Origin of the sequence: Klebsiella sp. C283 (assembly GCF_048822555.1) — a bacterium.
GTDB classification, from domain to species: Bacteria; Pseudomonadota; Gammaproteobacteria; order Enterobacterales; family Enterobacteriaceae; genus Klebsiella; species Klebsiella quasipneumoniae.
On the sequence record NZ_JBMEZS010000007.1, the window covers coordinates 346,086 to 371,629 of the forward strand.

The window sequence follows — 25,544 nt, forward strand, 5'->3', positions numbered from 1 at the left end:
AGAACGCATAATAACGATGGCGATGAAAAAGTTGCTCATAGCGTCGCTGCTGTTTAGCAGCGCGACTGTATACGGTGCTGAAGGGTTCGTGGTGAAGGACATTCATTTCGAAGGCTTGCAGCGTGTCGCTGTTGGTGCGGCCCTCCTCAGTATGCCAGTGCGTCCTGGCGATACGGTGACCGACGATGATATCAGTAACACTATTCGCGCGCTGTTTGCCACTGGCAACTTCGAGGACGTCCGCGTCCTGCGCGATGGTGATACCCTGCTGGTGCAGGTGAAAGAGCGTCCGACGATCGCCAGCATCACCTTCTCCGGCAACAAGTCGGTGAAAGATGACATGCTCAAGCAGAACCTTGAGGCCTCTGGCGTTCGGGTGGGCGAGTCGCTTGACCGCACGACCATCGCGGACATCGAGAAGGGTCTCGAGGATTTCTACTACAGCGTCGGTAAATACAGCGCCAGCGTCAAAGCGGTGGTTACTCCGCTGCCGCGAAACCGTGTCGACCTGAAACTGGTCTTCCAGGAAGGCGTCTCCGCTAAAATTCAGCAGATCAACATCGTCGGCAACCATGCGTTTTCGACTGATGAGCTGATCTCCCACTTCCAGCTGCGCGATGAAGTGCCGTGGTGGAACGTGGTCGGCGACCGTAAATACCAGAAGCAGAAGCTGGCGGGCGACCTTGAAACCCTGCGCAGCTACTACCTGGATCGCGGCTATGCCCGTTTCAACATCGATTCTACCCAGGTCAGCCTGACGCCGGATAAGAAAGGGATCTACATCACCGTCAACATCACCGAAGGCGATCAGTACAAGTTTTCCGGGGTGCAGGTGACGGGCAACCTCGCCGGCCATTCCGCGGAAATCGAAGCGCTGACCAAAGTCGAGCCGGGTGAACTGTATAACGGCGCGAAAGTGACCAAGATGGAAAACGACATCAAGAAACTGTTGGGTCGTTATGGTTACGCCTACCCGCGCGTGCAGTCGCAGCCGGAGATCAACGACAGCGATAAAACCGTTAAGCTGCACGTCAACGTCGACGCGGGCAACCGCTATTACGTGCGTAAAATTCGCTTCGAAGGCAACGACACCTCCAAAGATGCCGTTCTGCGCCGCGAAATGCGCCAGATGGAAGGCGCGTGGCTGGGCAGCGACCTCGTCGATCAGGGTAAAGACCGTCTCAACCGTTTAGGCTTCTTCGAAACGGTCGATACCGATACCCAGCGCGTCCCGGGCAGCCCGGACCAGGTCGATGTAGTCTACAAGGTGAAAGAGCGTAACACCGGTAGCTTCAACTTCGGTATCGGTTACGGTACCGAGAGCGGCGTCAGCTTCCAGGCGGGCGTTCAGCAGGATAACTGGTTAGGTACTGGCTATGCTGTCGGGATCAACGGCACCAAAAACGACTACCAAACCTATACCGAGCTGTCGGTGACCAACCCGTACTTCACCGTAGACGGTGTGAGCCTCGGCGGCCGTGTCTTCTATAATGACTTTGATGCGAACGATGCGGATCTGTCTGACTATACCAACAAAAGCTATGGTACAGACATCACGCTGGGCTTCCCGGTCAACGAATACAACACGCTGCGCGCCGGCGTCGGGTATGTGCATAACTCCCTGTCCAATATGCAGCCGCAGGTGGCGATGTGGCGTTACCTGAACTCGATGGGCCAGTATCCGGACAACACCAACGACCGGAACTCGTTCAGTGCGAATGACTTCACCTTCAACTACGGTTGGACCTATAACAAGCTTGACCGCGGCTTCTTCCCAACGGAAGGTTCGCGCGTCAACCTGAACGGTAAAGTGACCATTCCGGGTTCGGACAACGAATACTACAAAGCGACGTTGGATACCGCCACCTATGTGCCGATCGACAACGATCATGAATGGGTGGTGCTGGGTCGTACCCGCTTTGGCTATGGCGATGGTATCGGCGGCAAAGAGATGCCGTTCTATGAGAACTTCTATGCCGGTGGCTCCAGCACCGTGCGTGGCTTCCAGTCGAACACCATTGGTCCGAAGGCAGTGTATTTCCCGGCAAGCAGCCGTCATGACGATGATGACAGCTACGATAATGAATGTAAGAGCACCGAATCCGCACCGTGTAAATCCGATGATGCGGTGGGCGGTAACGCGATGGCGGTGGCCAGCCTGGAGCTGATTACCCCGACGCCGTTCATTAGTGACAAATATGCGAACTCGGTCCGGACTTCCTTCTTCTGGGATATGGGTACCGTATGGGATACTCACTGGGATTCGAGCGCGTATGGCGGTTATCCGGATTACAGCGATCCGAGCAACATCCGTATGTCTGCGGGTATTGCCGTGCAGTGGATGTCGCCGTTGGGGCCGTTGGTCTTCTCCTACGCCCAACCGTTCAAAAAGTACGATGGAGACAAAGCCGAACAGTTCCAGTTTAACATTGGTAAAACCTGGTAATTGTTGGCGGCAATGGAATGCAAGTGCAGTATAGCGCTGACCGTAGGCGATAACGCGTTTATCGCCTCGCCACGCAAATAACGGTACCCCTGGGTACTCATGGGATGGTAAGGAGTTTATTGTGAAAAAGTGGTTATTAGCTGCAGGTCTGGGTTTGGCAATGGTAACTTCCGCTCAGGCGGCAGATAAAATTGCCCTGGTGAACATGAACAGCCTGTTCCAACAGGTTGCCCAGAAAACTGGCGTTTCCAACACGCTGGAAAACGAGTTCAAAGGCCGCGCTAGCGAACTGCAGCGTATGGAAGGCGACCTGCAGTCTAAAATGCAGCGTCTGCAGTCCATGAAGCCGGGCGCCGATCGTACCAAACTGGAAAAAGACGTGATGGCTCAGCGCCAGACCTTCTCCCAGAAAGCGCAGGCGTTTGAACAGGATCGCGCTCGTCGTTCCAACGAAGAGCGTGGCAAACTGGTGACCCGTATCCAGACTGCCGTACAGAGCGTAGCGAAAGATCAGAGCATCGATCTGGTGGTTGACGCGAATGCCGTTGCATACAACAGCAGCGATGTAAAAGACATCACCGCTGATGTGCTGAAACAGGTTAAATAAGTAATGCCTTCAATTCGACTGGCTGATCTTGCGCAGCAGTTGGATGCAGAATTACACGGTGATGGCGATATCGTCATCACCGGCGTTGCGTCCATGCAGAGCGCGAAAACGGGCCAAATCACTTTCATGGTCAACCCTAAGTACCGTGAACACCTGGCCGCTTGCCAGGCTTCTGCCGTTGTGATGACGCAGGATGATTTGCCTTTTGCCCATAGCGCCGCGCTGGTAGTGCGTAATCCCTACCTGACCTACGCGCGCATGGCTCAAATTCTGGATACCACGCCGCAGCCGGCACAGGATATCGCGCCGAGCGCGGTTATCGATCCGACGGCGAAGCTGGGTAGCAACGTTGCCATCGGCGCCAACGCCGTTATCGAATCCGGGGTAGAGCTGGGCGATAACGTGGTCATCGGCGCAGGCTGCTTCGTTGGGAAAAATACGAAAATAGGCGCCGGCTCGCGTTTGTGGGCCAATGTGACCGTTTACCATGAGATTGAGATCGGCGAGAATTGCCTGATCCAGTCGAGCACGGTGATCGGCGCGGATGGCTTCGGCTACGCCAACGATCGCGGCAACTGGGTGAAGATCCCGCAGCTGGGTCGCGTCATTATTGGCGATCGCGTGGAGATCGGCGCCTGCACCACAATTGACCGCGGCGCGCTGGACGATACCGTGATTGGCAACGGGGTTATCATTGATAACCAGTGCCAGATTGCGCATAACGTGGTGATTGGCGACAATACCGCGGTTGCCGGCGGTGTCATCATGGCAGGCAGCCTGAAAATCGGCCGCTACTGCATGATTGGCGGCGCCAGCGTGATTAACGGCCATATGGAAATCTGCGATAAGGTCACCGTCACGGGGATGGGGATGGTGATGCGTCCTATCAGCGAACCTGGCGTATACTCCTCCGGTATTCCGCTGCAGCCGAACAAGGCGTGGCGTAAAACCGCTGCGCTGGTGATGAATATTGACGAGATGAGCAAGCGCCTGAAAGCGATTGAGCGCAAGGTTAATCAACAAGACTAATTCATCATTTGGTCACATGACATTTCCGGCCTGTTGCATTCGCTAAAAGATTGCCGCAGGCCGTGTTATTATTGCCTTTTAGTACATTTAGACAGGAAGAGTATTTTGACTACTGACACTCATACTCTGCACATTGAAGAGATTCTGGAACTTCTGCCTCACCGTTACCCGTTCCTGCTGGTAGACCGCGTGCTGGATTTTGAAGAAGGTCGTTTTCTGCGCGCAGTAAAAAATGTTTCTGTAAACGAGCCGTTTTTCCAGGGGCATTTCCCTGGTAAGCCGATTTTGCCGGGCGTCCTGATTCTGGAAGCAATGGCGCAGGCCACCGGGATTCTGGCATTCAAAAGCGTTGGAAAACTGGAACCAGGCGAGCTGTATTACTTCGCGGGTATCGATGAAGCACGTTTCAAACGCCCGGTAGTACCAGGCGATCAGATGATTATGGAAGTCACTTTCGAGAAAACCCGCCGCGGCCTGACCCGTTTTAAAGGCGTTGCGCTGGTTGACGGTAAAGTGGTTTGCGAAGCGACGATGATGTGTGCGCGTAGCCGGGAGGCCTGATACGTGATTGATAAAACCGCTTTTGTTCATCCTACCGCCATTGTTGAAGAAGGCGCCGTGATTGGCGCTAACGTCCACATTGGTCCGTTTTGTATTGTTGGCGCCAACGTCGAAATCGGCGAAGGCACCGTACTGAAGTCTCACGTTGTCGTTAACGGCCACACCAAAATCGGCCGTGACAACGAGATCTATCAGTTCGCTTCCATCGGCGAAGTTAACCAGGATCTGAAATATGCTGGCGAACCAACCCGGGTGGAAATTGGCGATCGCAACCGCATTCGCGAAAGCGTCACCATTCATCGCGGCACAGTACAGGGCGGTGGATTAACAAAGGTGGGCAACGATAACCTGCTGATGATCAACGCCCACGTGGCGCACGATTGTACGCTTGGCGATCGCTGCATCCTGGCCAATAACGCGACGCTCGCGGGCCATGTTTCGCTGGATGATTATGTCATTATCGGCGGCATGACTGCGGTGCACCAGTTCTGCGTCATTGGCTCACACGTTATGGTTGGCGGCTGCTCCGGCGTAGCGCAGGACGTTCCGCCGTTCGTGATTGCCCAGGGCAACCATGCGACGCCGTTCGGCGTCAACATCGAAGGCCTGAAACGCCGCGGCTTCAGCCGGGAAGCGATTACCGCGATCCGCAACGCGTATAAACTGCTGTACCGCAGCGGCAAGACGCTGGAAGAAGCCAAGCCGGAGATCGCCGAACTGGCGACTCAGCATCCTGAAGTTCAGCCGTTTGTCGATTTCTTCGCCCGCTCTACCCGCGGCTTGATTCGTTAATGGCTGAACAGCGTCCCCTGACGATTGCCCTGGTCGCCGGAGAAACCTCCGGCGATATTCTTGGCGCTGGCCTCATCCGCGCCCTCAAAGCACGCATCCCGAATGCGCGCTTTGTCGGCGTGGCGGGACCGCTGATGCAGGCGGAAGGGTGTGAAGCCTGGTACGAAATGGAAGAGCTGGCGGTGATGGGTATTGTTGAAGTGCTCGGTCGCCTGCGTCGCTTACTCCATATTCGCGCCGATTTGACCCGCCGCTTCGGGGAGCTGCGTCCCGATGTTTTCGTCGGTATCGACGCCCCTGACTTCAATATTACCCTCGAAGGGAATCTGAAAAAGCAGGGCATCAAAACCATTCACTACGTCAGCCCATCGGTTTGGGCCTGGCGACAAAAACGCGTTTTCAAAATCGGCAGATCCACCGATCTGGTGCTGGCCTTTCTGCCTTTCGAAAAAGCGTTTTATGACAAATTTAACGTTCCCTGCCGCTTTATCGGCCATACCATGGCGGATGCGATGCCGCTGGATCCTGACAAAGGCGCCGCGCGCGACCGGTTAGGTATCCCGCACGACGTGCGTTGCCTGGCGCTGTTGCCCGGTAGCCGCGGCGCGGAAGTCGAAATGCTCAGCGCGGACTTTCTGAAAACCGCGCAGCTTCTGCGGGCTACCTATCCCGATCTGCAGGTGGTGGTGCCGCTGGTTAATGCTAAACGGCGGGAGCAGTTTGAGCGAATTAAAGCTGAGACGGCGCCGGATATGATCGTGCATATGCTGGACGGCCAGGCGCGCGATGCGATGATCGCCAGCGACGCCGCGCTGCTGGCCTCCGGGACGGCGGCGCTGGAGTGTATGCTGGCGAAATGCCCGATGGTGGTTGGCTATCGCATGAAGCCGTTCACCTTCTGGCTGGCGAAGCGGTTGGTTAAAACCGACTACGTCTCGTTGCCGAACCTGCTGGCCGGGCGCGAGCTGGTTAAAGAGCTGCTGCAGGATGAGTGCGAGCCGCAGGCGCTAGCTGCCGCCCTGCAGCCGCTGCTGGCCGATGGCAAAACCAGCCATGAGATGCATGAGACATTCCGCGCGCTGCATCAGCAGATCCGCTGCAACGCCGATGAGCAGGCGGCGGATGCCGTACTGGAGTTAGCAAAACAATGATGGAGTTCGTCTATCCGCATACCCATCTGGTTGCCGGCGTCGATGAGGTCGGGCGTGGCCCCCTGGTTGGCGCGGTGGTGACCGCGGCGGTGATCCTCGATCCGGCGAAGCCGATTGTGGGTCTGAATGATTCCAAAAAACTCAGCGAGAAGCGTCGACTGGCGCTCTTCGATGAGATTAAAGAGAAAGCGCTGTGCTGGAGCCTTGGGCGCGCCGAGCCGCATGAGATCGATGAGCTGAATATCCTGCATGCCACTATGCTGGCGATGCAGCGCGCCGTCGCCGGCCTGAGCATTGTGCCCGAGTTTGTCCTGATCGATGGCAACCGCTGTCCGTCGCTACCGATGCCCTCCCTGGCGGTGGTGAAAGGCGACAGCCGGGTGGCAGAAATCAGCGCAGCGTCTATTCTGGCAAAAGTCACTCGTGACGCCGAAATGGCCACGCTGGACCTCGCATTTCCCCACTACGGATTTGCCCAGCATAAAGGCTATCCCACCGCTGTTCACCTGCAGAAGCTGCAGGAACACGGCGCAACAGAGCATCACCGGCGCAGTTTCGGCCCGGTGAAGCGTGCCCTGGGCCTGGCGTCCAACTAAGTCACCGGGATCTAAAGATGGCTGAACCACGTTTCGTACACCTGCGGGTGCACAGCGACTATTCCATGATCGATGGGCTGGCAAAGACCGGGCCGCTGGTCAAGAAGGCGGCCTCGCTTGGCATGCCAGCGCTGGCGATCACCGATTTCACCAACCTCTGCGGGCTGGTGAAGTTCTACGGGACGGGACACGGCGCGGGGATTAAGCCGATCGTCGGCGCCGATTTCCACGTGCAGTGCGACCTGCTCGGCGACGAATTTACCGAGCTGACCGTGCTGGCGGCGAACAACACCGGCTACCAGAACCTGACTCTGCTGATTTCCCGCGCCTATCAGCGCGGCTACGGCGCCCTGGGGCCGTGGATCGATCGCGACTGGCTGGTGGAACATCAGGAAGGGCTGATTCTGCTCTCCGGCGGCCGTAAAGGCGACGTCGGCGTCAGCCTGATCCGCGGCAACATGCCGCTGGTTGAGCAGTGCGTCTCCTTCTATGAAGAGCATTTCCCGGATCGCTATTTTCTGGAGCTGATCCGCACCGGTCGTCAGGATGAAGAGAGTTATCTCCATGCCGCCGTAGCGCTGGCGGAAGCGCGTGGTCTGCCGGTGGTGGCGACCAACGATGTCCGCTTCCTCGACACTGGCGACTTTGACGCCCATGAAATCCGCGTCGCTATTCACGACGGCTTCACCCTCGACGACCCGAAACGGCCGCGCAACTACTCGCCACAGCAATATATGCGCAGCGAGGAGGAGATGTGCGAGCTGTTCGCCGATATTCCGGAAGCGCTGGCAAACAGCGTCGAGATCGCCAAACGCTGCAACGTCACCGTGCGGCTTGGCGAATATTTCCTGCCGCAGTTCCCGACCGGCGATATGACCACGGAAGATTTCCTGGTGATGAAATCGAAAGAGGGTCTGGAAGAGCGGCTGGAATTCCTCTTCCCGGATCCGGAAGTGCGCGCGAAGCGCCGGCCGGAATACGACGAGCGTCTGGATATCGAGCTGCAGGTGATCAACCAGATGGGCTTCCCCGGCTACTTCCTGATCGTGATGGAGTTTATCCAGTGGTCGAAGGATAACGGCGTGCCGGTCGGCCCGGGCCGCGGTTCCGGCGCCGGCTCGCTGGTGGCCTACGCGCTGAAGATCACCGATCTTGACCCGCTGGAATTCGACCTGCTGTTCGAACGTTTCCTCAACCCGGAACGTGTTTCGATGCCCGACTTCGACGTCGACTTCTGCATGGAGAAACGCGACCAGGTTATCGAGCACGTGGCGGATATGTATGGCCGCGACGCGGTATCGCAGATCATCACCTTCGGTACCATGGCGGCGAAGGCGGTCATCCGCGACGTGGGCCGCGTGCTGGGTCACCCGTACGGCTTTGTCGACCGCATCTCCAAGCTGGTGCCGCCCGATCCGGGCATGACGCTGGCGAAAGCCTTTGAGGCTGAGCCGCAGCTGCCGGAGATCTACGAGGCGGACGAAGAAGTGAAAGCGCTGATCGACATGGCGCGTAAGCTGGAAGGGGTGACGCGAAACGCCGGTAAGCATGCGGGCGGCGTGGTTATCGCGCCGACCAAAATCACCGACTTCGCCCCGCTGTATTGCGATGAGCAGGGGCTGCATCCGGTTACCCAGTTTGACAAGAACGACGTGGAATACGCCGGGCTGGTGAAATTCGACTTCCTCGGTCTGCGTACGCTCACTATCATTAACTGGGCGCTGGAGATGATTAACAAGCGCCGTGAGAAGAACGGCGAAGGGCCGCTGGATATCGCCGCCATCCCGCTGGATGACAAGAAAAGCTTCGACATGCTGCAGCGCTCGGAAACCACCGCGGTCTTCCAGCTTGAATCGCGCGGCATGAAAGATCTGATTAAACGCCTGCAGCCGGACTGCTTCGAAGATATGATCGCGCTGGTGGCCCTGTTCCGCCCGGGCCCGCTGCAGTCGGGGATGGTAGATAACTTTATCGACCGTAAGCACGGCCGCGAAGAGATCTCGTATCCGGACGTACAGTGGCAGCATGAAAGCCTGAAACCGGTGCTGGAGCCGACCTACGGCATCATCCTGTACCAGGAACAGGTCATGCAGATTGCCCAGGTACTGTCCGGATATACCCTCGGCGGCGCGGATATGCTGCGTCGTGCGATGGGTAAGAAAAAGCCGGAGGAGATGGCCAAGCAGCGTTCTATCTTTGAGGATGGGGCGAAGAAAAACGGCGTTGATGGCGAGCTGGCGATGAAAATCTTCGACCTGGTGGAGAAATTCGCCGGTTACGGGTTTAACAAATCGCACTCCGCCGCATACGCGCTGGTTTCTTACCAGACGCTGTGGCTTAAGGCGCACTATCCGGCTGAGTTTATGGCGGCGGTAATGACCGCCGATATGGACAACACCGAGAAGGTCGTTGGCCTGGTGGACGAGTGCTGGCGTATGGGGCTGAAAATTTTGCCCCCGGATATTAACTCCGGCCTGTACCATTTCCACGTCAACGACGACGGCGAGATCGTCTACGGTATCGGCGCCATCAAGGGCGTCGGCGAAGGGCCGATCGAAGCGATTATCGAGGCGCGCAACAACGGCGGTTATTTCCGCGAGCTGTTCGACCTCTGCGCGCGGACCGATATTAAAAAGCTCAACCGTCGGGTGCTGGAAAAACTGATTATGTCCGGGGCGTTCGATCGTCTCGGTCCGCATCGCGCGGCGCTGATGAATTCACTGGGCGATGCGCTGAAAGCCGCCGATCAGCACGCCAAAGCCGAGGCCATCGGCCAGGCCGATATGTTCGGCGTGCTGGCGGAAGAGCCTGAGCAGATTGAACAGTCCTACGCCAGCTGCCAGCCGTGGCCTGAGCAGGTGGTACTGGATGGTGAAAGGGAGACCCTGGGGCTGTACCTGACCGGGCACCCGATTAACCAGTATTTGAAAGAGATTGAGCGCTACGTCGGCGGCGTGAGGCTCAAAGACATGCATCCGACCGATCGTGGAAAAGTGACCACGGCGGCGGGGCTGGTGATTGCGGCGCGGGTAATGGTCACCAAGCGCGGCAATCGTATCGGCATCTGTACCCTGGATGACCGTTCCGGGCGGCTGGAAGTGATGTTATTCACCGACGCGCTGGATAAATATCAGCAGTTGCTGGAAAAAGACCGCATACTTATCGTCAGCGGACAGGTCAGCTTTGATGACTTTAGCGGGGGGCTTAAAATGACCGCCCGTGAAGTCATGGACATTGACGAAGCCCGGGAAAAATATGCTCGCGGGCTTGCTATCTCGCTGACGGACAGGCAAATTGATGACCAGCTTTTAAACCGACTCCGTCAGTCTCTGGAACCCCACCGTTCGGGAACCATTCCAGTGCACCTCTACTATCAGAGGGCGGATGCACGCGCGCGGTTGCGTTTCGGCGCAACATGGCGCGTCTCTCCGAGCGATCGTTTACTCAACGATCTGCGTGGCCTTATCGGCTCGGAGCAGGTGGAACTGGAGTTTGACTAATACAGGAATACTATGAGTCTGAATTTCCTAGATTTTGAACAGCCGATTGCAGAGCTGGAAGCGAAAATCGATTCCCTGACTGCGGTAAGCCGTCAGGATGAGAAACTGGATATTAACATTGACGAAGAGGTGCATCGTCTGCGCGAGAAAAGCGTAGAGCTGACGCGCAAAATCTTCGCCGATCTCGGTGCATGGCAGGTTGCGCAACTGGCGCGCCACCCGCGCCGTCCTTACACCCTGGATTATGTCCGCCTGGCGTTCGACGAATTTGACGAACTGGCCGGTGACCGCGCCTTCGCTGACGATAAAGCGATTGTCGGCGGTATCGCGCGTCTTGACGGTCGTCCGGTGATGATCATCGGCCACCAGAAAGGTCGCGAAACCAAAGAAAAAATTCGTCGCAACTTTGGTATGCCGGCCCCGGAAGGCTACCGCAAAGCGCTGCGCCTGATGGAGATGGCTGAGCGGTTTAAAATGCCGATCATCACCTTTATCGACACCCCGGGCGCCTACCCGGGCGTCGGCGCGGAAGAGCGCGGCCAGTCGGAAGCGATTGCCCGCAACCTGCGTGAGATGTCGCGTCTGAGCGTGCCGGTTATCTGCACCGTGATCGGCGAAGGCGGCTCCGGCGGCGCGCTGGCGATTGGCGTGGGCGACAAGGTTAATATGCTGCAGTACAGCACCTATTCGGTGATTTCGCCGGAAGGCTGCGCCTCCATTCTGTGGAAGAGCGCGGATAAAGCGCCGCTGGCTGCGGAAGCGATGGGCATTATCGCCCCGCGTCTGAAAGAGCTGAAGCTGATCGATTCTATCGTTCCGGAACCGCTGGGCGGCGCCCACCGCAACCCGGAAGCGATGGCGGCAAGCCTGAAAGCGCAGCTGCTGGCGGACCTGGCCGATCTCGATCTTCTCAGCGAAGAAGAGCTGCTGAACCGCCGCTATCAACGTCTGATGAGCTACGGTTACGCCTAAGTTTTCCGCTAGCGCAAAACACTAAGGGCCGGATTTTCCGGCCCTTTTTTTATGTGCGATGCGCCCAGGGGATTGCTATGATGCTGGACTTAGGTGAATACCAGGAGGAAAGCGTGAATATCATCGCCATCATGGGGCCTCACGGCGTCTACCACAAAGACGAGCCGATCAAAGAACTGGAAGCGGCGCTGCAGCGCCAGGGCTTTCAGACCATCTGGCCGCAAAATAGCGCCGACCTGCTGCAGTTTATCGAGCACAACCCGCGCATCTGCGGCGTGATCTTCGACTGGGATGAGTACAGCGTCGATCTGTGCAGCGATATTAACCAGCTCAATGAATATCTGCCTCTGTACGCCTTTATTAACGCCCACTCGACGATGGACGTCAGCAGTCAGGATCTGCGCATGACGCTGTGGTTCTTCGAATACGCGCTGGGACTCTCCGAAGAGATCGCCACCCGCATCGGGCAGTATACCCGCGAGTACCTGGACAATATCACCCCGCCATTTACCCGCGCGCTGTTTAACTATGTGCAGGAGGGGAAATATACCTTCTGTACGCCGGGTCATATGGGCGGTAGCGCCTATCAGAAAAGCCCGGTGGGCTGCCTGTTCTATGATTTCTTTGGCGGGAATACGCTGAAGGCGGATGTCTCGATTTCGGTCACCGAGCTGGGCTCCCTGCTGGATCATACCGGCCCGCATCTGGAGGCGGAGGAGTATATCGCTCGCGCCTTTGGCGCCGAGCAAAGCTATATGGTGACCAACGGTACCTCGACGTCCAATAAAATTGTCGGTATGTACTCGGCGCCCGCCGGCAGTACCCTGCTGATTGACCGTAACTGTCACAAATCGCTGGCCCACCTGCTGATGATGAGCGATGTGGTTCCCCTGTGGCTGAAGCCGACCCGCAATGCGTTAGGGATCCTCGGCGGTATCCCCCGGCGCGAGTTTACCCGCGACAGTATTCAGCAGAAAGTGCGCGACACGGGCGGGGCGCAGTGGCCCGTGCATGCGGTGATCACCAACTCCACCTACGATGGGCTGCTCTACAACACCACCTGGCTTAAAGAGACGCTCGACGTCCCGTCGATCCATTTCGATTCCGCCTGGGTGCCGTATACCCATTTCCATCCGATATATCAGGGGAAAAGCGGCATGAGCGGTGAGCGGATCCCCGGAAAAGTCATCTTCGAGACGCAGTCGACGCATAAGATGCTGGCCGCGCTGTCGCAGGCCTCGCTGATCCACATTAAGGGCAACTATGATGAAGAGACCTTTAATGAAGCCTTTATGATGCATACCTCTACGTCGCCGAGCTATCCCATCGTCGCGTCGATTGAGACCGCGGCGGCGATGCTGCGCGGTAACTCCGGTAAGCGCCTGATCCAGCGCTCCATTGAGCGGGCGCTGGATTTCCGCAAAGAGGTGCAGCGACTGCGCGAGGAGTCGGACGGCTGGTTCTTTGATATCTGGCAGCCGGAAGCGGTGGATAAAGCCGAGTGCTGGCCGGTGGCGCCGGGCGAGGACTGGCACGGTTTCAAAGATGCCGATGCGGATCATATGTACCTCGATCCGGTGAAAGTCACCATTCTGACGCCGGGTATGGACGAGCAGGGGAATATGGATGAAGAGGGGATCCCGGCGGCGCTGGTGGCGAAGTTCCTCGACGAGCGGGGCGTGGTGGTGGAGAAAACGGGCCCCTACAACCTGCTGTTCCTCTTTAGCATCGGTATCGATAAAACCCGGGCGATGGGTCTGCTGCGCGGCCTGACCGAATTTAAGCGCGCCTACGATCTCAATCTGCGGGTGAAGAATATGCTGCCGGATCTGTACGCGGAAGATCCCGACTTCTACCGCAACATGCGGATCCAGGATCTGGCACAGGGGATCCACCGCTTGATCCGCCAGCACCAGCTGCCGCAGCTGATGCTCAGCGCCTTTGACGTCCTGCCGGAAATGAAAATGACGCCGCATCATGCCTGGCAGCGCCAGATCAAGGGTGAGGTGGAAACCATTGAACTGGAGAACCTGGTGGGCCGAATTTCGGCCAACATGATCCTCCCTTATCCGCCGGGCGTACCGCTGCTGATGCCGGGAGAGATGATCACGGAGGAGAGCCGGGCGGTGCTCGACTTCCTGCTGATGCTCTGCTCAATAGGACGTCATTACCCGGGGTTTGAGACCGATATTCACGGCGCGAAGCGCGATGAGGACGGCGTGTATCGGGTACGAGTCTTAAAAAATGACGAAAGGCTTGCGCGTTAACGGCGCGCACGAGTAACGTGGCTGGCTTAACAGAAGGAGTTTGACCATGCTGGGTTTGAAACGGGTTCACCATATTGCCATCATTGCGACTGACTACGCCCGCAGTAAAGCGTTCTATTGCGATATTCTGGGGTTTACGCTGCAAAGCGAGTTTTATCGCGCCGAACGTGACTCCTGGAAGGGCGATCTGGCGCTCAACGGCGAGTATGTGATTGAGCTGTTCTCGTTCCCGTTTCCGCCGGCCCGACCCAGTCGTCCGGAAGCCTGCGGGCTGCGTCATCTGGCCTTTAGCGTGGATGATATCGACGCTGCGGTGGCGCACCTGACGGCGCATGGCGTGGAGTGCGAAGCGATTCGCGTCGATCCCTTTACCGGTAAACGCTTTACCTTCTTTAGCGATCCGGACGACCTGCCGCTGGAAATATATCAGCAGTAAACCTTGCCAGCGCGACCCTGGCCCGGTAACGTGCCGGGCCATCACTTCTCGGTATGTTTGTGGTTATGACGGCTAACATTGCGCATACGCTTCATCCCCATCGCCAGCTGCTGGTGGCCTTCAGCGGCGGTCTGGACTCGACGGTTCTCCTGCATCAGCTGGTGCTGCTGCGGGAACAGGATCCCTCTCTGACGCTGCGGGCGGTGCATGTTCATCACGGCCTTAGCGCCCACGCAGACGACTGGGTGGCGCATTGTCGGCAAATTTGCCAGCAGTGGCAGGTGCCGTTGGCGGTGCATCGCGTGACGTTAGCCCGGGGCGGCCTGGGCGTCGAGGCCCATGCCCGCGCGGCGCGCTATCAGGCCTTTCAGGAGACGCTCCGCGCCGGCGAAGTGTTAGTGACCGCTCAGCACCAGGACGATCAATGTGAAACGCTGCTGCTGGCGTTAAAACGCGGCAGCGGTCCGACCGGCCTGTCGGCGATGGCGCCATCGTCTCCCTTTGCCGGCAGTCGACTGCTGCGTCCTCTCCTCAATGAAACCCGGGAATCGCTGCGCCAGTGGGCGCTCGCCCACCAGCTGTCGTGGATTGAAGATGAGAGTAATCAGGACGATACCTATGACCGCAACTTCCTGCGCCTGCGGGTGATCCCGGTGCTGCGCGAGCGCTGGCCGCACTTTAGCGAGGCCGTCGCCCGCAGCGCCAGCCTGTGCGCCGAGCAGGAGCAGCTGCTGGACGAGATGCTGGCGGCGGAGCTGGCGTCGCTGGTGGCCGAAGACGGGTCGCTGGCTATCGCGCCGCTGACGTCGATGAGTTCTCCCCGCCGCGCGGCGTTGCTGCGTCGCTGGCTCGCCGGGCAGCAGGCGCCGATGCCGGCCCGCGAGGTGCCTGAGCGCCTCTGGCACGAGGTGGCGCTGGCGCGGGAAGATGCCAGCCCCTGCCTGCGGTTGGGGGAATTTACCGTCCGCCGTTTTCAGCAGCGCTTGTACTGGGTGAGATATGTACCCGGGCAGACGGACAGCGTCCAGCGCTGGACAGACTGGCGCCAACCGCTGCGGCTGGCGGACGGTCTTGGTGAGCTGGTGCTGCAGCCGGGCGGCAGGCTGCGCCAGCCCCCGGCGGATGAGCCAGTCACCGTCCGCTTTCGCGCCAGCGGCCATCTGCATATCGTCGGGCGTCATGGCGGCCGTAAGCTGAAGAAGATCTGGCAGGAGCTGGGCGTTGCTCCGTGGCGACGAGACACCACGCCGCTGCTGTTTTACGGCGAAACGCCGATTGCCGCAGCGGACGATCTGTTTGTGACTAACGAAGGTGAAGTCAAAGACGGGGAAGGGGTCAGTCTGGCGTGGAGGAAAACGGGCGGTTAAGCCCGTTTTGATTCAGGATTCGCTCACCACCACGGTGCCGATTTCCGGGTGACTGAAGCTGGCGATTTTATCCAGGCGCAGCTCGCGGACGTTGCCGGCGAGTTCGACCACAAGATACTCGATATTTTTACGCGAGATTAGATCGCTGGCCTTCGCCTGCAGCTGTTCGCCATCCTTCAGCGCCAGCGTCAGCACCAGGTGATGCTGGCAGGCCAGCTCCAGGTTGTCGTAATCATCGCAGTTAATGGGTTGATAAGTATCATTCATTGACATAATCGCTCACCAGTAAGTTTGCTGCCGCATAAGCGGCCTTTTCCCTGACTGACTCCGAAAGGGCCTCATCCGCCGCAATCTCATTCAATACTTTCAACACGCAACCCAGCGCATCCGGGATATACCCTAAGTCTCCGCTGGCTATTTCCGCATACCGCTTGCGTATTAACTCACAATAGTGGTCCACATGCCCTCCTGTCAGCGTTCTGACTCAACCGTGGGATGCAAGTTTAAGCCTACGAAGATAAACTCTGTTTAGCAAGGGAACTATATCATAGTCATTTAAGCAATTTCAGCAGGATGAAACAGGTTGCTGCGATTGCTGACAGCCTTTTGTCGCCAGTTTCGCTACAATGTACGCCATTTTTTTCAGGAGTTTGTTCATGGCGCTGAAAGCGACGATATATAAAGCCGCGGTGAATGTAGCCGATCTGGATCGCAACCAGTTTCTGGATGCTAACCTGACGCTGGCGCAGCACCCGTCGGAAACCCAGGAGCGCATGATGCTGCGCCTGCTGGCGTGGATCAAATATGCCGATGAGCGGCTGCAGTTTACGCGCGGCCTCTCGTCAGACGACGAGCCGGAGCTGTGGCTGCTTAACGATCATCTCGGGGTTGATCTGTGGATCGAGCTGGGGCTGCCGGACGAGAAACGTCTCAAGAAAGCCTGCTCGCGGGCGCAGGCGGTGGCGTTGTTTGCCTATAACAGCCGGGCGGCTGAAATCTGGTGGCAGCAGAATCAGAACAAGCTTGCGGCATACCCGAAGCTGACTATCTGGTATCTTGATGATGCCCAGCTGGCGCAGCTTAGCGCTTTTGCCGACCGCACGATGACGCTGCAGGCCACTTTGCAGGAGGGGAGCATCTGGTTGTCCGACGCTCAGAATAATCTGGAAATTCAGCTTACCGCCTGGCAAGGGCCGGTATGATTACTATCAGCCGCAGCGTGGCCATTGCCGATAACGAGATCACGCTGGAAGGTATTCGCGCCCAGGGGGCCGGGGGCCAGCATGTGAACAAAGCGTCGACCGCGATCCATCTGCGCTTCGATATTAAAGCCTCGAGCCTGCCGGCGTTTTACAAAGAGCGCCTGCTCGCCGCCAGCCACCACTTAATTTCTGCTGACGGTGTGGTTATCATTAAGGCTCAGGAATATCGCAGTCAGGAGATGAACCGCGAAGCGGCGATCGCCCGGCTGGTGGCACTTATCAAAGAATTGACCGCAGTGCAAAAAAGTCGCCGGGAGACGCGACCGACTCGGGCATCCAAAGAGCGACGCCTTGCTTCCAAGGCGCAAAAGTCCTCAGTCAAGGCGCTGCGTGGGAAAGTTCGCCAGTGAAGGCGTCGGCGAACGGGTGGAATGGATCATAAGGAAAGTAGAGTGAAGAAAATCATATTCTCCGTGATAGCGGCCTGTTCGCTGTTCGCGCTGTTTGGTTGTAACCATCGCGCCGAAACTGACACGGTCCAGCCGGCGGCGATGGAAGAGCTCAAGCCGATGCAGCAAAGCTGGCGCGGGGTGCTGCCTTGCGCGGATTGCGAAGGCATCGACACCTCGCTGTTCCTGGAAAAAGACGGCACCTGGGTGATGAATGAGCACTACCAGGGCGCGCGTCGTGAACCATCCTCCTTTGCCTCTTACGGCACCTGGGCGCGTACGGCGGATAAGCTGGTACTGACCAACAGCAAGGGCGAAAAATCGTACTTTCGCGCGAAGGGCGACAAGCTGGAGATGCTCGACCGCAACGGGAGCCCCATTCAGTCTCCCCTCAACTATACCCTGGAGCCGGTGAAGGCCAGCCTGCCGACCACCCCGATGGCGATGCGTGGTATGTACTTCTATATGGCCGATGCGGCAACCTTTACTGATTGCGCGACCGGTAAACGCATCGCGGTGGCGAATAATGCCCAGCTTGAGCGGGATTATGCCGCTGCCCGCGGCAATGATTCACGTCCGGTGCTGCTGGTGGTGGAGGGGCACTTTACCCTCGAGGCGAACCCGGATACCGGCGAAATGATGAAAACGCTGATGACGGATCAGGCTGGCAAATTTATTCCTGGGAAGGACTGTGGACATTGATTGTCCGGCTCCTGCCCGGGAAACGGGCAGGGGATACGCCTCAGCGGTAGCCGGCCAGCGGAATTGGGTCATTGTGGTTTTACCGTCCCCCCTTTTCCACTAACCATAGCGCACGAAGCATGAGCCTCATGACGGGGGTAAAGGGCAAATCGTTCTTTTACTCCGCACCGGCCTTCGGTTTGCTCAACCCCACCAGTTTACCGGCCTGAAGATAAACTCCCAGTTTCAGATGCCCGACATACTGCAGCTGCGTCTCGGGTTTAAAGGTGGCGACATCTCCTTCCCGCATGTGCAGCAGATCGGAAGGGCTGATCCACGCCGCCTGCGCCAGGGTCAGCGGATGCCCGGCTCTGACAAAGGCCTCGCTGACAAACTCCGAGCAAAACCACGCTTTCTTGTCGGGGCTGGCCCCATCGCCCAGTTGCGCTTTGGCCAGGCCGCTTACGCACTGCTGGCGAAAGTTACGCGAGAAAGGGTTGAGCGAGCAGAGCGGTTTGGTGACCATATAAGGGATAAACTGAATAATGCCGCGATAGTTATACCCGCTGTCTTTGACCTGCCAGGCAAAACCTCTCATCGCCATCGCCTGGTCCGGCGTCAGATCGGGCACCCTGAGGGCAAAGAGTTTATCGCTGTGCGCCATCGCTTGCTGTAGCGATATCACCTGCACGCCGGCGCCGGTAGCCTCCGCAATTTGACCCTCGCCGAGATACAGCGCGACGTGGCTCACGGAAGAGGCGCTGAAGGCGCGGATCCCAAGCGAAGTGACGCCAAGGCTGGAGGAGAAGAGCAGGTCGCCGGAACGAAGGTCGCTTTCGGCGATTTCGCGCAGTCCGCTGCCGGCAATCGAGCTTTGACGCTGGAGGGTGACAGCCCATGGCGGTGAGCGGCCATCGGTAGCGGATGCGGAAGGGACGCTGCGGCCGACGTCTACAGTGCAGGCGGTAAGCAGGAGCAGGGCGGAGGTAAGCAGCCCGCTGCTGAGGAGAGGTGCAGTCATGGGTACAGTCCTTGTAAAAAAAAGGCCCTGACATCCGTTCAGGGCCCTGAGCTGTGTAATTAGCCTTTTATCGCTTTAACCAGATATTCCACAATATCCCCGGTCTTGATCAGCTGCTTCTCACCGTTGCGACGATACTTGTATTCGATATCGTCGTTGTCGAGGTTACGATCGCCCAGCACGATGGTGTGCGGGATACCGATCAGCTCCATATCGGCGAACATCACGCCCGGACGCTCTTTACGATCGTCCATCAGCACTTCAATACCCTGGGCGCTCAGCTCGGCGTACAGTTTCTCCGCCAGCTCCTGCACACGGTAAGATTTATGCATGTTCATCGGCAGGATCGCCACCTGGAACGGCGCAATCGCATCCGGCCAGACAATACCGCGATCGTCAAAGTTCTGCTCAATCGCCGCCGCGACTACGCGAGTGACCCCGATACCATAGCAACCCATGGTCAGGATCTGGTTGCGGCCATCTTCGCCCTGGACCGCGGCTTTCATCGCCTCGGAGTACTTCGTCCCCAGCTGGAAGATATGACCCACTTCGATACCGCGCTTGATAAGCAGAGTACCTTTGCCGTCCGGGCTCGGATCGCCGGCAACGACGTTACGGATGTCAGCGACTTCCGGCGTGGCGACATCGCGGTCCCAGTTGATGCCGAAATAGTGTTTGCCGTCGATGTTGGCGCCGGCGGCGAAATCGCTCATCACCGCCACAGTACGGTCGATAATCACCGGCACCGGCAGGTTCACCGGGCCCAGGGAGCCCGGACCGGCTTTCACCAGGGCGCGGATCTCTTCTTCGGTGGCGAAGGTCAGCGGGCTGGCGACCTGCGGCAGTTTTTCCGCTTTCACTTCGTTCAGCTCGTGATCGCCGCGCACCAGCAGGGCAACCAGCGGGGAAGCGCTATCTTCAACCGCTTTCACCAGCAGGGTTTTCACGGTTTTTTCGATTGGCAGGTTGAACTGCTCAACCAGCTCGGCGATGGTTTTGGCGTTCGGCGTGTCGACCAGGGTCAACTCCTGGGTGGCGTCCGCGCGCGGCGTTTTCGGCGCAACGGCTTCCGCAAACTCGATGTTTGCCGCGTAGTCGGAGCTGTCGGAGAAGATCACATCGTCTTCGCCGCTCTGCGCCAGCACCTGGAATTCATGAGAGGCGCTGCCGCCGATGGAGCCGGTATCAGCCTGTACCGCACGGAAATCCAGCCCCATACGGCTGAAGATTTTGCTGTAAGCGGCGTACATCGCATCGTAGGTTTCCTGCAGCGATTCCTGCGAAGTGTGGAAAGAGTACGCATCTTTCATCAGGAATTCGCGGGAGCGCATCACGCCGAAACGCGGGCGCACTTCGTCGCGGAATTTGGTCTGGATCTGATAGAAGTTCAGCGGCAGCTGCTTATAGGAGTTCAGCTCGTTGCGGATCAGATCGGTGATGACCTCTTCGTGGGTTGGACCGAGGACGAACGGACGATCGCCACGATCGGCAATGCGCAGCAGTTCCGGGCCGTACTGCTCCCAGCGACCGCTCTCCTGCCACAGTTCAGATGGCTGAACGACCGGCATTAACACCTCGATCGCACCGGCGTTGTTCATCTCTTCACGCACGATGTTTTCGACTTTTTTCAGGACGCGCACGCCGGTCGGCAGCCAGGTGTATAACCCGGAGGCCAGCTTGCGGATCATCCCGGCGCGCAGCATCAGCTGGTGGCTGATTACCTCGGCGTCGGCAGGTGTCTCCTTCAGAGTGGAGAGCAGATATTGGCTAGTACGCATGTTGTAACGGTTCCAGTTAAACGAGCGGAACAGGCTGGTTGCCCAGCCTGAAACAAAAAAAGTGGTTTAGTTTACCAGTGTGGCAAAGATGCCAAAAGAGAGGAAAATAAAATTAGCGCGCTTCGAGGGCAAAGACTTCAAAACCGGAGGCAGTCACCCGCCAGCGGACGTTGAAATCCAGCAGCCAGACGGCGTAATTTTTGCCTGCCTCTTCCTCCTTACGGTAGGCCGGACGCGGATCCTGCGCCAGCACCTCTCGGATAAACGCCTTCAGGTGCGGATAACGCTTCTCCAGATGCAAAAGCTGCGTTTCGACGTCGGCGGTAAAACTGACGACCTGATCCGCCTGCGGCGCCTGTTGCGCGTAGCTGGCGTGCGCGTCGGGCAGCGCTTCGGCAAACGGCAGATAGGGTTTGATGTCGACCACCGGCGTACCGTCGACGAGATCGAGGCTGCCGAGTTCCAGTATCACCTGCTCTTTCTGACAGCGAACGCCCTTCAGCTCAACCAGAGACATGCCAATGGGATTGGGGCGAAAGGTGGAGCGGGTGGCGAAGACGCCCATACGCGCGTTGCCCCCAAGACGGGGAGGGCGCACCGTCGGACGCCAGCCGCCTTCCATGGTCTGATGAAACACAAACAGGATCCACAGATGGCTGAAGCTTTCCAGACCACGCACGGCGTCGGCCTGGTTGTAGGGCGCGATCAGATGGAGTTCTCCGCCGCCGTGCTTGACCAGACCCGGCTGGCGAGGTACGGCAAACTTCTCTTTATACGGCGAGCGGATCACGCCTATCTGCGCGAACTGAAATGCACTCATTGCGCCGAGACGTTAAGCGCCGAGCCCAGACAAACCGCCTGACGGTAGCAGCCTGGGGTGCCGCTGGTCACTTCGCAGCGGTGCAGCAGGACAGCATTGGCTTTCATACGTGCGGCATTAATCTGCAGGCGCTTGCGGGCGGTAGGGATATTCGGCGGAGAATCCTGATTCGAGGCCTGGCAGGACTCGCCAGACACTTCCCCCAGATCGCGGAATGGTTTACCTACCAGCTCTGACGCATCGGTATAAATACGTACCGGCGCCGGACGGGTTGCGCGTGGTTTGCTCGGCTCCGATTTAACCGGGGGAGTTGCAGTGCTTTGAACAGGTTCAACGGGAGATCTGCTTAGCATGGAACAACCGCTTAACATGAGTGCTAACAAACAGACCGGTAAAGCACGCATAGTATTTCCTCAATGAATAAAAAACAGGGCGTTATTGAATCAGGTGCTTGCATAAATGACAAGACGGGCGTGAAGCCCGTCCTGAATGATATTACGGTGAGAAAAGATTACCAGCCTTTCACTGCGCCGCCGTTAAAGATCTTGTTTGCTGCTTCGTAAACTTCATCGCTCTGGTAAGCCTGAACGAATTTTTTCACATTCTCAGCATCTTTATTGTCTTCACGCGCCACGATCAGGTTCACGTACGGCGACTCTTTCCCTTCGACAAAGATGCCGTCTTTCGCCGGGGTCAGGCCAATCTGGCTGGCGTAAGTGGTGTTGATAACGGCCAGCGCGATCTGCGCGTCGTCAAGAGAACGCGGCAGCTGCGGCGCTTCCAGTTCAACAATCTTCAGGTTTTTCGGGTTCTCGACGATATCCAGCGAGGTCGGCAGCAGGCCTACGCCGTCCTTCAGTTTGATCAGGCCCACCTGCTGCAGCAGCAGCAGAGAACGACCGAGGTTGGTCGGATCGTTAGGGACGGCGATCTGCGAGCCCGGCTGCAGTTCGTCCAGCGATTTAATTTTCTTCGAGTAACCCGCGATCGGGTAGACGAAGGTGTTGCCGACAGCCACCAGCTTGTAGCCGCGGTCTTTAATCTGCTGGTCGAGATACGGTTTATGCTGGAAGGCGTTGACGTCGATATCGCCTTTGCTCAGCGCTTCGTTCGGCAGAACGTAATCGTTGAAGGTCACCAGCTCAACGTCAAGGCCATACTTCTCTTTTGCCACTTTCTGCGCGACTTCAGCGACCTGCTGCTCCGCCCCGACGATAACGCCGACTTTAATATGATTCGGATCTTTTTCATCCTGACCGCAACCCACCAGCGCCAGAGAACCGATTAACGCACCAACTGCCGCAAAGGTTTTGAAATTAAAGGCCATGTTATTTCCTTCCTGTAAGAATGAGTGTTGTCTGCCAATAACGTTATTTATGAGTCACAGCCCGGACGATGCGATCGCCAGAGAATTGAATTAAATAAACCAGAATAACCAGCAATACCAGTACGGTATTCATTACGGTGGCGTTGTAACCGATATAGCCATACTGATAACCAATCTGCCCCAGACCGCCGGCGCCCACCGCGCCGCCCATGGCGGAATAGCCCACCAGGGTGATCAGGGTGATGGTGGCGGCGTTGACCAGACCCGGCAGCGCTTCAGGCAGTAGAACCTTACGCACGATCTGCAGCGGCGTGGCGCCCATCGCCCGGGAGGCTTCGATAAGGCCGGTCGGGATCTCCAGCAGGGCGTTCTCCACCATGCGAGCGATAAACGGCGCGGCGCCCACCGTCAACGGCACGATCGCCGCCTGCAGGCCGATTGAGGTGCCGACGATCACGCGGGTAAATGGGATCATCCAGACCAGCAGGATAATGAACGGGATGGAGCGGAAAATGTTCACCAGCGCCGACAGCGTCCGGTACAGTTTAGCATTGGCGACGATTTGCCCCGGACGGGTCACGTACAGCAGCACGCCCACCGGCAGACCAAGGACAAAACCGAAGAAGCCGGAGACAAAGGTCATTGCCAGCGTTTCCCATACGCCGCGCAACAGCAGCCACATCATTGCCTCAGACATAACCCAATACCTCTACTTTTACATGATGTTCCTGCAGCCAGGCGATAGCCGCCTGAGTGTCTTCCTGTGTACCGTGCATTTCGGTCAGCATGATGCCGAACTTCACCCCGCCGGCATAATCCATCTGCGCGCTAATAATGTTGTTATTCACGTTGAAGCGACGCGCGGTTTCAGAAAGCAGCGGCGCATCGACGGAGTGGCCGGTAAATTCCATGCGCAGCATCGGTACGCTATCCGCTGTGGCGGTAGGTTTCAGGCGCGCCTGGTAGTCATCCGGAATATCCAGGTGCAGCGTCGACTGAATAAACTGCTGGGCCAGCGGCGTCTTCGGATGGGAGAAGACTTCGCTCACCGTGTCCTGTTCAATCAACTGGCCGTTGCTAATCACCGCCACGCAGTCGCAGATGCGTTTCACTACATCCATTTCGTGGGTGATCAGCAGGATGGTCAGCCCCAGACGACGGTTAATGTCTTTCAGCAGTTCGAGAATGGAACGGGTGGTGGCCGGATCCAGGGCGCTGGTGGCTTCATCGCACAGCAGCACCTTGGGGTTACTGGCCAGCGCGCGGGCAATGGCGACACGCTGTTTCTGGCCGCCGGAGAGATTAGCCGGATAGCTGTCGTGCTTATCGCCCAGGCCGACAAGATCCAGCAGCTCCGTCACACGGCGTTTGATTTCTGCCTGCGGCGTGTTATCCAGCTCCAGGGGTAACGCTACGTTGCCGAAAACGGTGCGGGATGCCAGCAGGTTAAAATGCTGGAAAATCATGCCAATCTGACGGCGAGCGCGGGTTAGCTCTTTTTCCGACAGCGCAGTCAGTTCCTGACCGTCAACCTGTACGCTGCCCTCGGTCGGGCGCTCCAGCAGGTTAACGCAGCGAATCAGCGTACTTTTACCGGCGCCTGAGGCACCGATGACGCCGTAAATTTGTCCGGCAGGGACATGCAGGCTGACATTGTTCAGCGCCTGAATGCTGCGATTCCCCTGCTGGAACACTTTGGTGATATTGGAAAGTTTAATCATCAGTTATTTATTATCGTTTAGCCGTTTGCCGTGGCATTTTCTTCTGCCGTATCCAGGCGAGGCCTGGCAATGAAATGGATGTTAAGGCATCCAGACGTCTAAATCAATCTGACTCTTTATAATGAGCACTTTCTTGCATGCGGAAACATGCGATACTAACGGCACTAGCCTTTTTCAGGAGCAAACCGGTGGCAAAGTCAGTACCCGCAATTTTTCTCGACCGTGACGGCACCATTAATGTCGATCATGGCTACGTCCACGAAATCGACAATTTTGAATTTATCGATGGCGTCATTGACGCAATGCGCGAACTCAAAGAGATGGGCTACGCGCTGGTGCTGGTCACTAACCAGTCCGGTATTGCTCGCGGTAAATTTACCGAAGCCCAGTTCGAAACGCTGACCGAATGGATGGACTGGTCTCTGGCAGACCGTGGCGTCGATCTGGACGGTATCTATTATTGCCCGCATCACCCGCAGGGTGCGGTTGAGGAGTACCGTCAGACCTGTGATTGCCGTAAACCGCATCCGGGGATGCTGATCTCCGCCCGCGATTATCTGCATATCGATATGGCCGCTTCCTATATGGTAGGGGACAAACTGGAAGATATGCAGGCTGCAGCGGCCGCTGATGTCGGTACTAAAGTGCTGGTGCGTACCGGTAAGCCTGTTACTGAAGAAGCGGAAAAAGCCGCGGATTGGGTGCTAAATAGCCTAGCCGAGCTGCCGGCGGCGATTAAAAAGCAGCAAAAATAAGCGTTGCGTATAAAAGATGAGCGGTTGAAATAAAATTGTATTTTTCCGCTTGTCATTCCCGGCGGG

Annotated in this window: 25 protein-coding genes; 16 read left to right on the forward strand and 9 right to left on the reverse strand. The window is 57.5% G+C overall.

Annotation, left to right across the window (positions count from 1 at the left end; all coding sequences use genetic code 11):
• Positions 1-16: 16 nt before the first annotated feature.
• From bamA to tilS, 12 genes are all read left to right on the forward strand, one after another.
• Complete coding sequence (bamA, locus tag ACOI7Z_RS16115; protein WP_023292048.1) at positions 17-2,446, forward strand: outer membrane protein assembly factor BamA; 2,430 nt, start codon at positions 17-19, stop codon at positions 2,444-2,446.
• A 121-nt stretch (positions 2,447-2,567) separates the two neighbouring features.
• A complete protein-coding gene (gene skp / locus ACOI7Z_RS16120) occupies positions 2,568-3,053 on the forward strand; it encodes a molecular chaperone Skp (protein WP_002889325.1) in 486 nt (161 codons plus the stop codon).
• A gap of 3 nt (positions 3,054-3,056) precedes the next feature.
• Entirely contained in the window at positions 3,057-4,082 is a 1,026-nt protein-coding gene (gene lpxD, locus ACOI7Z_RS16125) for a UDP-3-O-(3-hydroxymyristoyl)glucosamine N-acyltransferase (protein ID WP_032452898.1), read from the forward strand.
• Between the two features lie 105 nt (positions 4,083-4,187).
• Positions 4,188-4,643: a 3-hydroxyacyl-ACP dehydratase FabZ gene (gene fabZ / locus ACOI7Z_RS16130; RefSeq protein WP_004145858.1), complete on the forward strand. Its 456-nt coding sequence runs from the start codon at positions 4,188-4,190 to the stop codon at positions 4,641-4,643.
• A 3-nt stretch (positions 4,644-4,646) separates the two neighbouring features.
• Positions 4,647-5,435 (forward strand): acyl-ACP--UDP-N-acetylglucosamine O-acyltransferase, encoded by a 789-nt coding sequence (lpxA, locus tag ACOI7Z_RS16135; protein WP_004204455.1) that lies wholly within the window; start codon positions 4,647-4,649, stop codon positions 5,433-5,435.
• On the forward strand, positions 5,435-6,586 hold the full coding sequence (lpxB, locus tag ACOI7Z_RS16140; protein WP_023292050.1) for a lipid-A-disaccharide synthase: 1,152 nt from the start codon (positions 5,435-5,437) through the stop codon (positions 6,584-6,586). The genes lpxA and lpxB overlap by 1 nt, the downstream gene beginning before the upstream one ends.
• A complete protein-coding gene (rnhB, locus tag ACOI7Z_RS16145; protein WP_004204458.1) occupies positions 6,583-7,182 on the forward strand; it encodes a ribonuclease HII in 600 nt (199 codons plus the stop codon). Before lpxB ends, rnhB begins: the two co-directional genes overlap by 4 nt.
• Positions 7,183-7,199: 17 nt before the next feature.
• Positions 7,200-10,682, forward strand: coding sequence for a DNA polymerase III subunit alpha (gene dnaE / locus ACOI7Z_RS16150; protein WP_023292051.1), 3,483 nt, complete (start codon positions 7,200-7,202; stop codon positions 10,680-10,682).
• A 12-nt stretch (positions 10,683-10,694) separates the two neighbouring features.
• Positions 10,695-11,654 carry an acetyl-CoA carboxylase carboxyl transferase subunit alpha gene (gene accA, locus ACOI7Z_RS16155; protein WP_004145855.1) on the forward strand — a complete coding sequence of 320 codons (960 nt, stop codon included), beginning with the start codon at positions 10,695-10,697 and terminating at the stop codon, positions 11,652-11,654.
• A 113-nt stretch (positions 11,655-11,767) separates the two neighbouring features.
• Entirely contained in the window at positions 11,768-13,921 is a 2,154-nt protein-coding gene (locus ACOI7Z_RS16160; RefSeq protein WP_004204462.1) for a lysine decarboxylase LdcC, read from the forward strand.
• A gap of 46 nt (positions 13,922-13,967) precedes the next feature.
• The gene (locus tag ACOI7Z_RS16165) at positions 13,968-14,357 is read left to right on the forward strand and encodes a VOC family protein (RefSeq protein WP_002889387.1); all 390 of its coding nucleotides are present in this window, start codon (positions 13,968-13,970) and stop codon (positions 14,355-14,357) included.
• Positions 14,358-14,410: 53 nt separating this feature from the next.
• Positions 14,411-15,724, forward strand: coding sequence for a tRNA lysidine(34) synthetase TilS (gene tilS, locus ACOI7Z_RS16170; protein ID WP_137916224.1), 1,314 nt, complete (start codon positions 14,411-14,413; stop codon positions 15,722-15,724).
• A 12-nt stretch (positions 15,725-15,736) separates the two neighbouring features.
• On the opposite strand, the gene rof is transcribed toward tilS, so the two are convergent.
• Both rof and ACOI7Z_RS16180 read right to left on the reverse strand, forming a co-directional pair.
• Positions 15,737-15,997 (reverse strand): Rho-binding antiterminator, encoded by a 261-nt coding sequence (gene rof, locus ACOI7Z_RS16175; RefSeq protein ID WP_002889424.1) that lies wholly within the window; start codon positions 15,995-15,997, stop codon positions 15,737-15,739.
• Positions 15,984-16,184, reverse strand: coding sequence for a YaeP family protein (locus ACOI7Z_RS16180; protein WP_002889429.1), 201 nt, complete (start codon positions 16,182-16,184; stop codon positions 15,984-15,986). Before ACOI7Z_RS16180 ends, rof begins: the two co-directional genes overlap by 14 nt.
• A 196-nt stretch (positions 16,185-16,380) precedes the next feature.
• On the opposite strand from ACOI7Z_RS16180, the gene ACOI7Z_RS16185 reads away from it, so the two are divergent.
• From ACOI7Z_RS16185 to nlpE, 3 genes are read left to right on the forward strand one after another with little or no spacing between them, the layout of a single operon-like run.
• Complete coding sequence (locus ACOI7Z_RS16185; RefSeq protein WP_087849901.1) at positions 16,381-16,926, forward strand: YaeQ family protein; 546 nt, start codon at positions 16,381-16,383, stop codon at positions 16,924-16,926.
• Positions 16,923-17,336, forward strand: a complete 414-nt coding sequence (arfB, locus tag ACOI7Z_RS16190; RefSeq protein WP_004204468.1) for an alternative ribosome rescue aminoacyl-tRNA hydrolase ArfB — start codon at positions 16,923-16,925, stop codon at positions 17,334-17,336. The genes ACOI7Z_RS16185 and arfB overlap by 4 nt, the downstream gene beginning before the upstream one ends.
• Positions 17,337-17,378: 42 nt before the next feature.
• The gene (gene nlpE, locus ACOI7Z_RS16195; protein ID WP_086075002.1) at positions 17,379-18,077 is read left to right on the forward strand and encodes an envelope stress response activation lipoprotein NlpE; all 699 of its coding nucleotides are present in this window, start codon (positions 17,379-17,381) and stop codon (positions 18,075-18,077) included.
• A 157-nt stretch (positions 18,078-18,234) separates the two neighbouring features.
• Here nlpE and ACOI7Z_RS16200 read toward each other — a convergent pair whose 3' ends face one another.
• The 7 genes from ACOI7Z_RS16200 to metN all read right to left on the reverse strand — a co-directional run bounded on the left by ACOI7Z_RS16200 (position 18,235) and on the right by metN (position 24,723).
• Positions 18,235-19,077, reverse strand: a complete 843-nt coding sequence (locus ACOI7Z_RS16200; protein ID WP_065882731.1) for a YaeF family permuted papain-like enzyme — start codon at positions 19,075-19,077, stop codon at positions 18,235-18,237.
• Between the two features lie 59 nt (positions 19,078-19,136).
• Complete coding sequence (proS, locus tag ACOI7Z_RS16205) at positions 19,137-20,855, reverse strand: proline--tRNA ligase (protein ID WP_032452990.1); 1,719 nt, start codon at positions 20,853-20,855, stop codon at positions 19,137-19,139.
• A gap of 112 nt (positions 20,856-20,967) precedes the next feature.
• On the reverse strand, positions 20,968-21,675 hold the full coding sequence (gene tsaA / locus ACOI7Z_RS16210; RefSeq protein WP_065882729.1) for a tRNA (N6-threonylcarbamoyladenosine(37)-N6)-methyltransferase TrmO: 708 nt from the start codon (positions 21,673-21,675) through the stop codon (positions 20,968-20,970).
• A complete protein-coding gene (gene rcsF / locus ACOI7Z_RS16215) occupies positions 21,672-22,079 on the reverse strand; it encodes an Rcs stress response system protein RcsF (protein WP_023292059.1) in 408 nt (135 codons plus the stop codon). Before rcsF ends, tsaA begins: the two co-directional genes overlap by 4 nt.
• A 107-nt stretch (positions 22,080-22,186) precedes the next feature.
• Positions 22,187-23,002, reverse strand: coding sequence for a methionine ABC transporter substrate-binding lipoprotein MetQ (metQ, locus tag ACOI7Z_RS16220; protein ID WP_002889445.1), 816 nt, complete (start codon positions 23,000-23,002; stop codon positions 22,187-22,189).
• A gap of 43 nt (positions 23,003-23,045) precedes the next feature.
• Positions 23,046-23,699: a methionine ABC transporter permease MetI gene (locus ACOI7Z_RS16225; protein ID WP_004204478.1), complete on the reverse strand. Its 654-nt coding sequence runs from the start codon at positions 23,697-23,699 to the stop codon at positions 23,046-23,048.
• Positions 23,692-24,723, reverse strand: a complete 1,032-nt coding sequence (metN, locus tag ACOI7Z_RS16230; protein ID WP_002889450.1) for a methionine ABC transporter ATP-binding protein MetN — start codon at positions 24,721-24,723, stop codon at positions 23,692-23,694. The genes ACOI7Z_RS16225 and metN overlap by 8 nt, the downstream gene beginning before the upstream one ends.
• A 188-nt stretch (positions 24,724-24,911) precedes the next feature.
• On the opposite strand from metN, the gene gmhB reads away from it, so the two are divergent.
• Positions 24,912-25,478 (forward strand): D-glycero-beta-D-manno-heptose 1,7-bisphosphate 7-phosphatase, encoded by a 567-nt coding sequence (gene gmhB, locus ACOI7Z_RS16235; protein ID WP_023292060.1) that lies wholly within the window; start codon positions 24,912-24,914, stop codon positions 25,476-25,478.
• Positions 25,479-25,544 lie beyond the last annotated feature (66 nt).

Coding starts and splice junctions, on each gene's coding strand:
- tsaA (WP_065882729.1), bottom strand. CDS start 21,675: ATGAGTGCATTTCAGTTCGCGCAGATAGGCGTGATCCGCTCGCCGTAT.
- dnaE (WP_023292051.1), top strand. CDS start 7,200: ATGGCTGAACCACGTTTCGTACACCTGCGGGTGCACAGCGACTATTCC.
- rof (WP_002889424.1), bottom strand. CDS start 15,997: ATGTCAATGAATGATACTTATCAACCCATTAACTGCGATGATTACGAC.
- tilS (WP_137916224.1), top strand. CDS start 14,411: ATGTTTGTGGTTATGACGGCTAACATTGCGCATACGCTTCATCCCCAT.
- ACOI7Z_RS16165 (WP_002889387.1), top strand. CDS start 13,968: ATGCTGGGTTTGAAACGGGTTCACCATATTGCCATCATTGCGACTGAC.
- bamA (WP_023292048.1), top strand. CDS start 17: ATGGCGATGAAAAAGTTGCTCATAGCGTCGCTGCTGTTTAGCAGCGCG.
- metQ (WP_002889445.1), bottom strand. CDS start 23,002: ATGGCCTTTAATTTCAAAACCTTTGCGGCAGTTGGTGCGTTAATCGGT.
- ACOI7Z_RS16225 (WP_004204478.1), bottom strand. CDS start 23,699: ATGTCTGAGGCAATGATGTGGCTGCTGTTGCGCGGCGTATGGGAAACG.
- lpxD (WP_032452898.1), top strand. CDS start 3,057: ATGCCTTCAATTCGACTGGCTGATCTTGCGCAGCAGTTGGATGCAGAA.
- proS (WP_032452990.1), bottom strand. CDS start 20,855: ATGCGTACTAGCCAATATCTGCTCTCCACTCTGAAGGAGACACCTGCC.
- accA (WP_004145855.1), top strand. CDS start 10,695: ATGAGTCTGAATTTCCTAGATTTTGAACAGCCGATTGCAGAGCTGGAA.
- metN (WP_002889450.1), bottom strand. CDS start 24,723: ATGATTAAACTTTCCAATATCACCAAAGTGTTCCAGCAGGGGAATCGC.
- arfB (WP_004204468.1), top strand. CDS start 16,923: ATGATTACTATCAGCCGCAGCGTGGCCATTGCCGATAACGAGATCACG.
- ACOI7Z_RS16200 (WP_065882731.1), bottom strand. CDS start 19,077: ATGACTGCACCTCTCCTCAGCAGCGGGCTGCTTACCTCCGCCCTGCTC.
- rnhB (WP_004204458.1), top strand. CDS start 6,583: ATGATGGAGTTCGTCTATCCGCATACCCATCTGGTTGCCGGCGTCGAT.
- rcsF (WP_023292059.1), bottom strand. CDS start 22,079: ATGCGTGCTTTACCGGTCTGTTTGTTAGCACTCATGTTAAGCGGTTGT.
- lpxB (WP_023292050.1), top strand. CDS start 5,435: ATGGCTGAACAGCGTCCCCTGACGATTGCCCTGGTCGCCGGAGAAACC.
- ACOI7Z_RS16185 (WP_087849901.1), top strand. CDS start 16,381: ATGGCGCTGAAAGCGACGATATATAAAGCCGCGGTGAATGTAGCCGAT.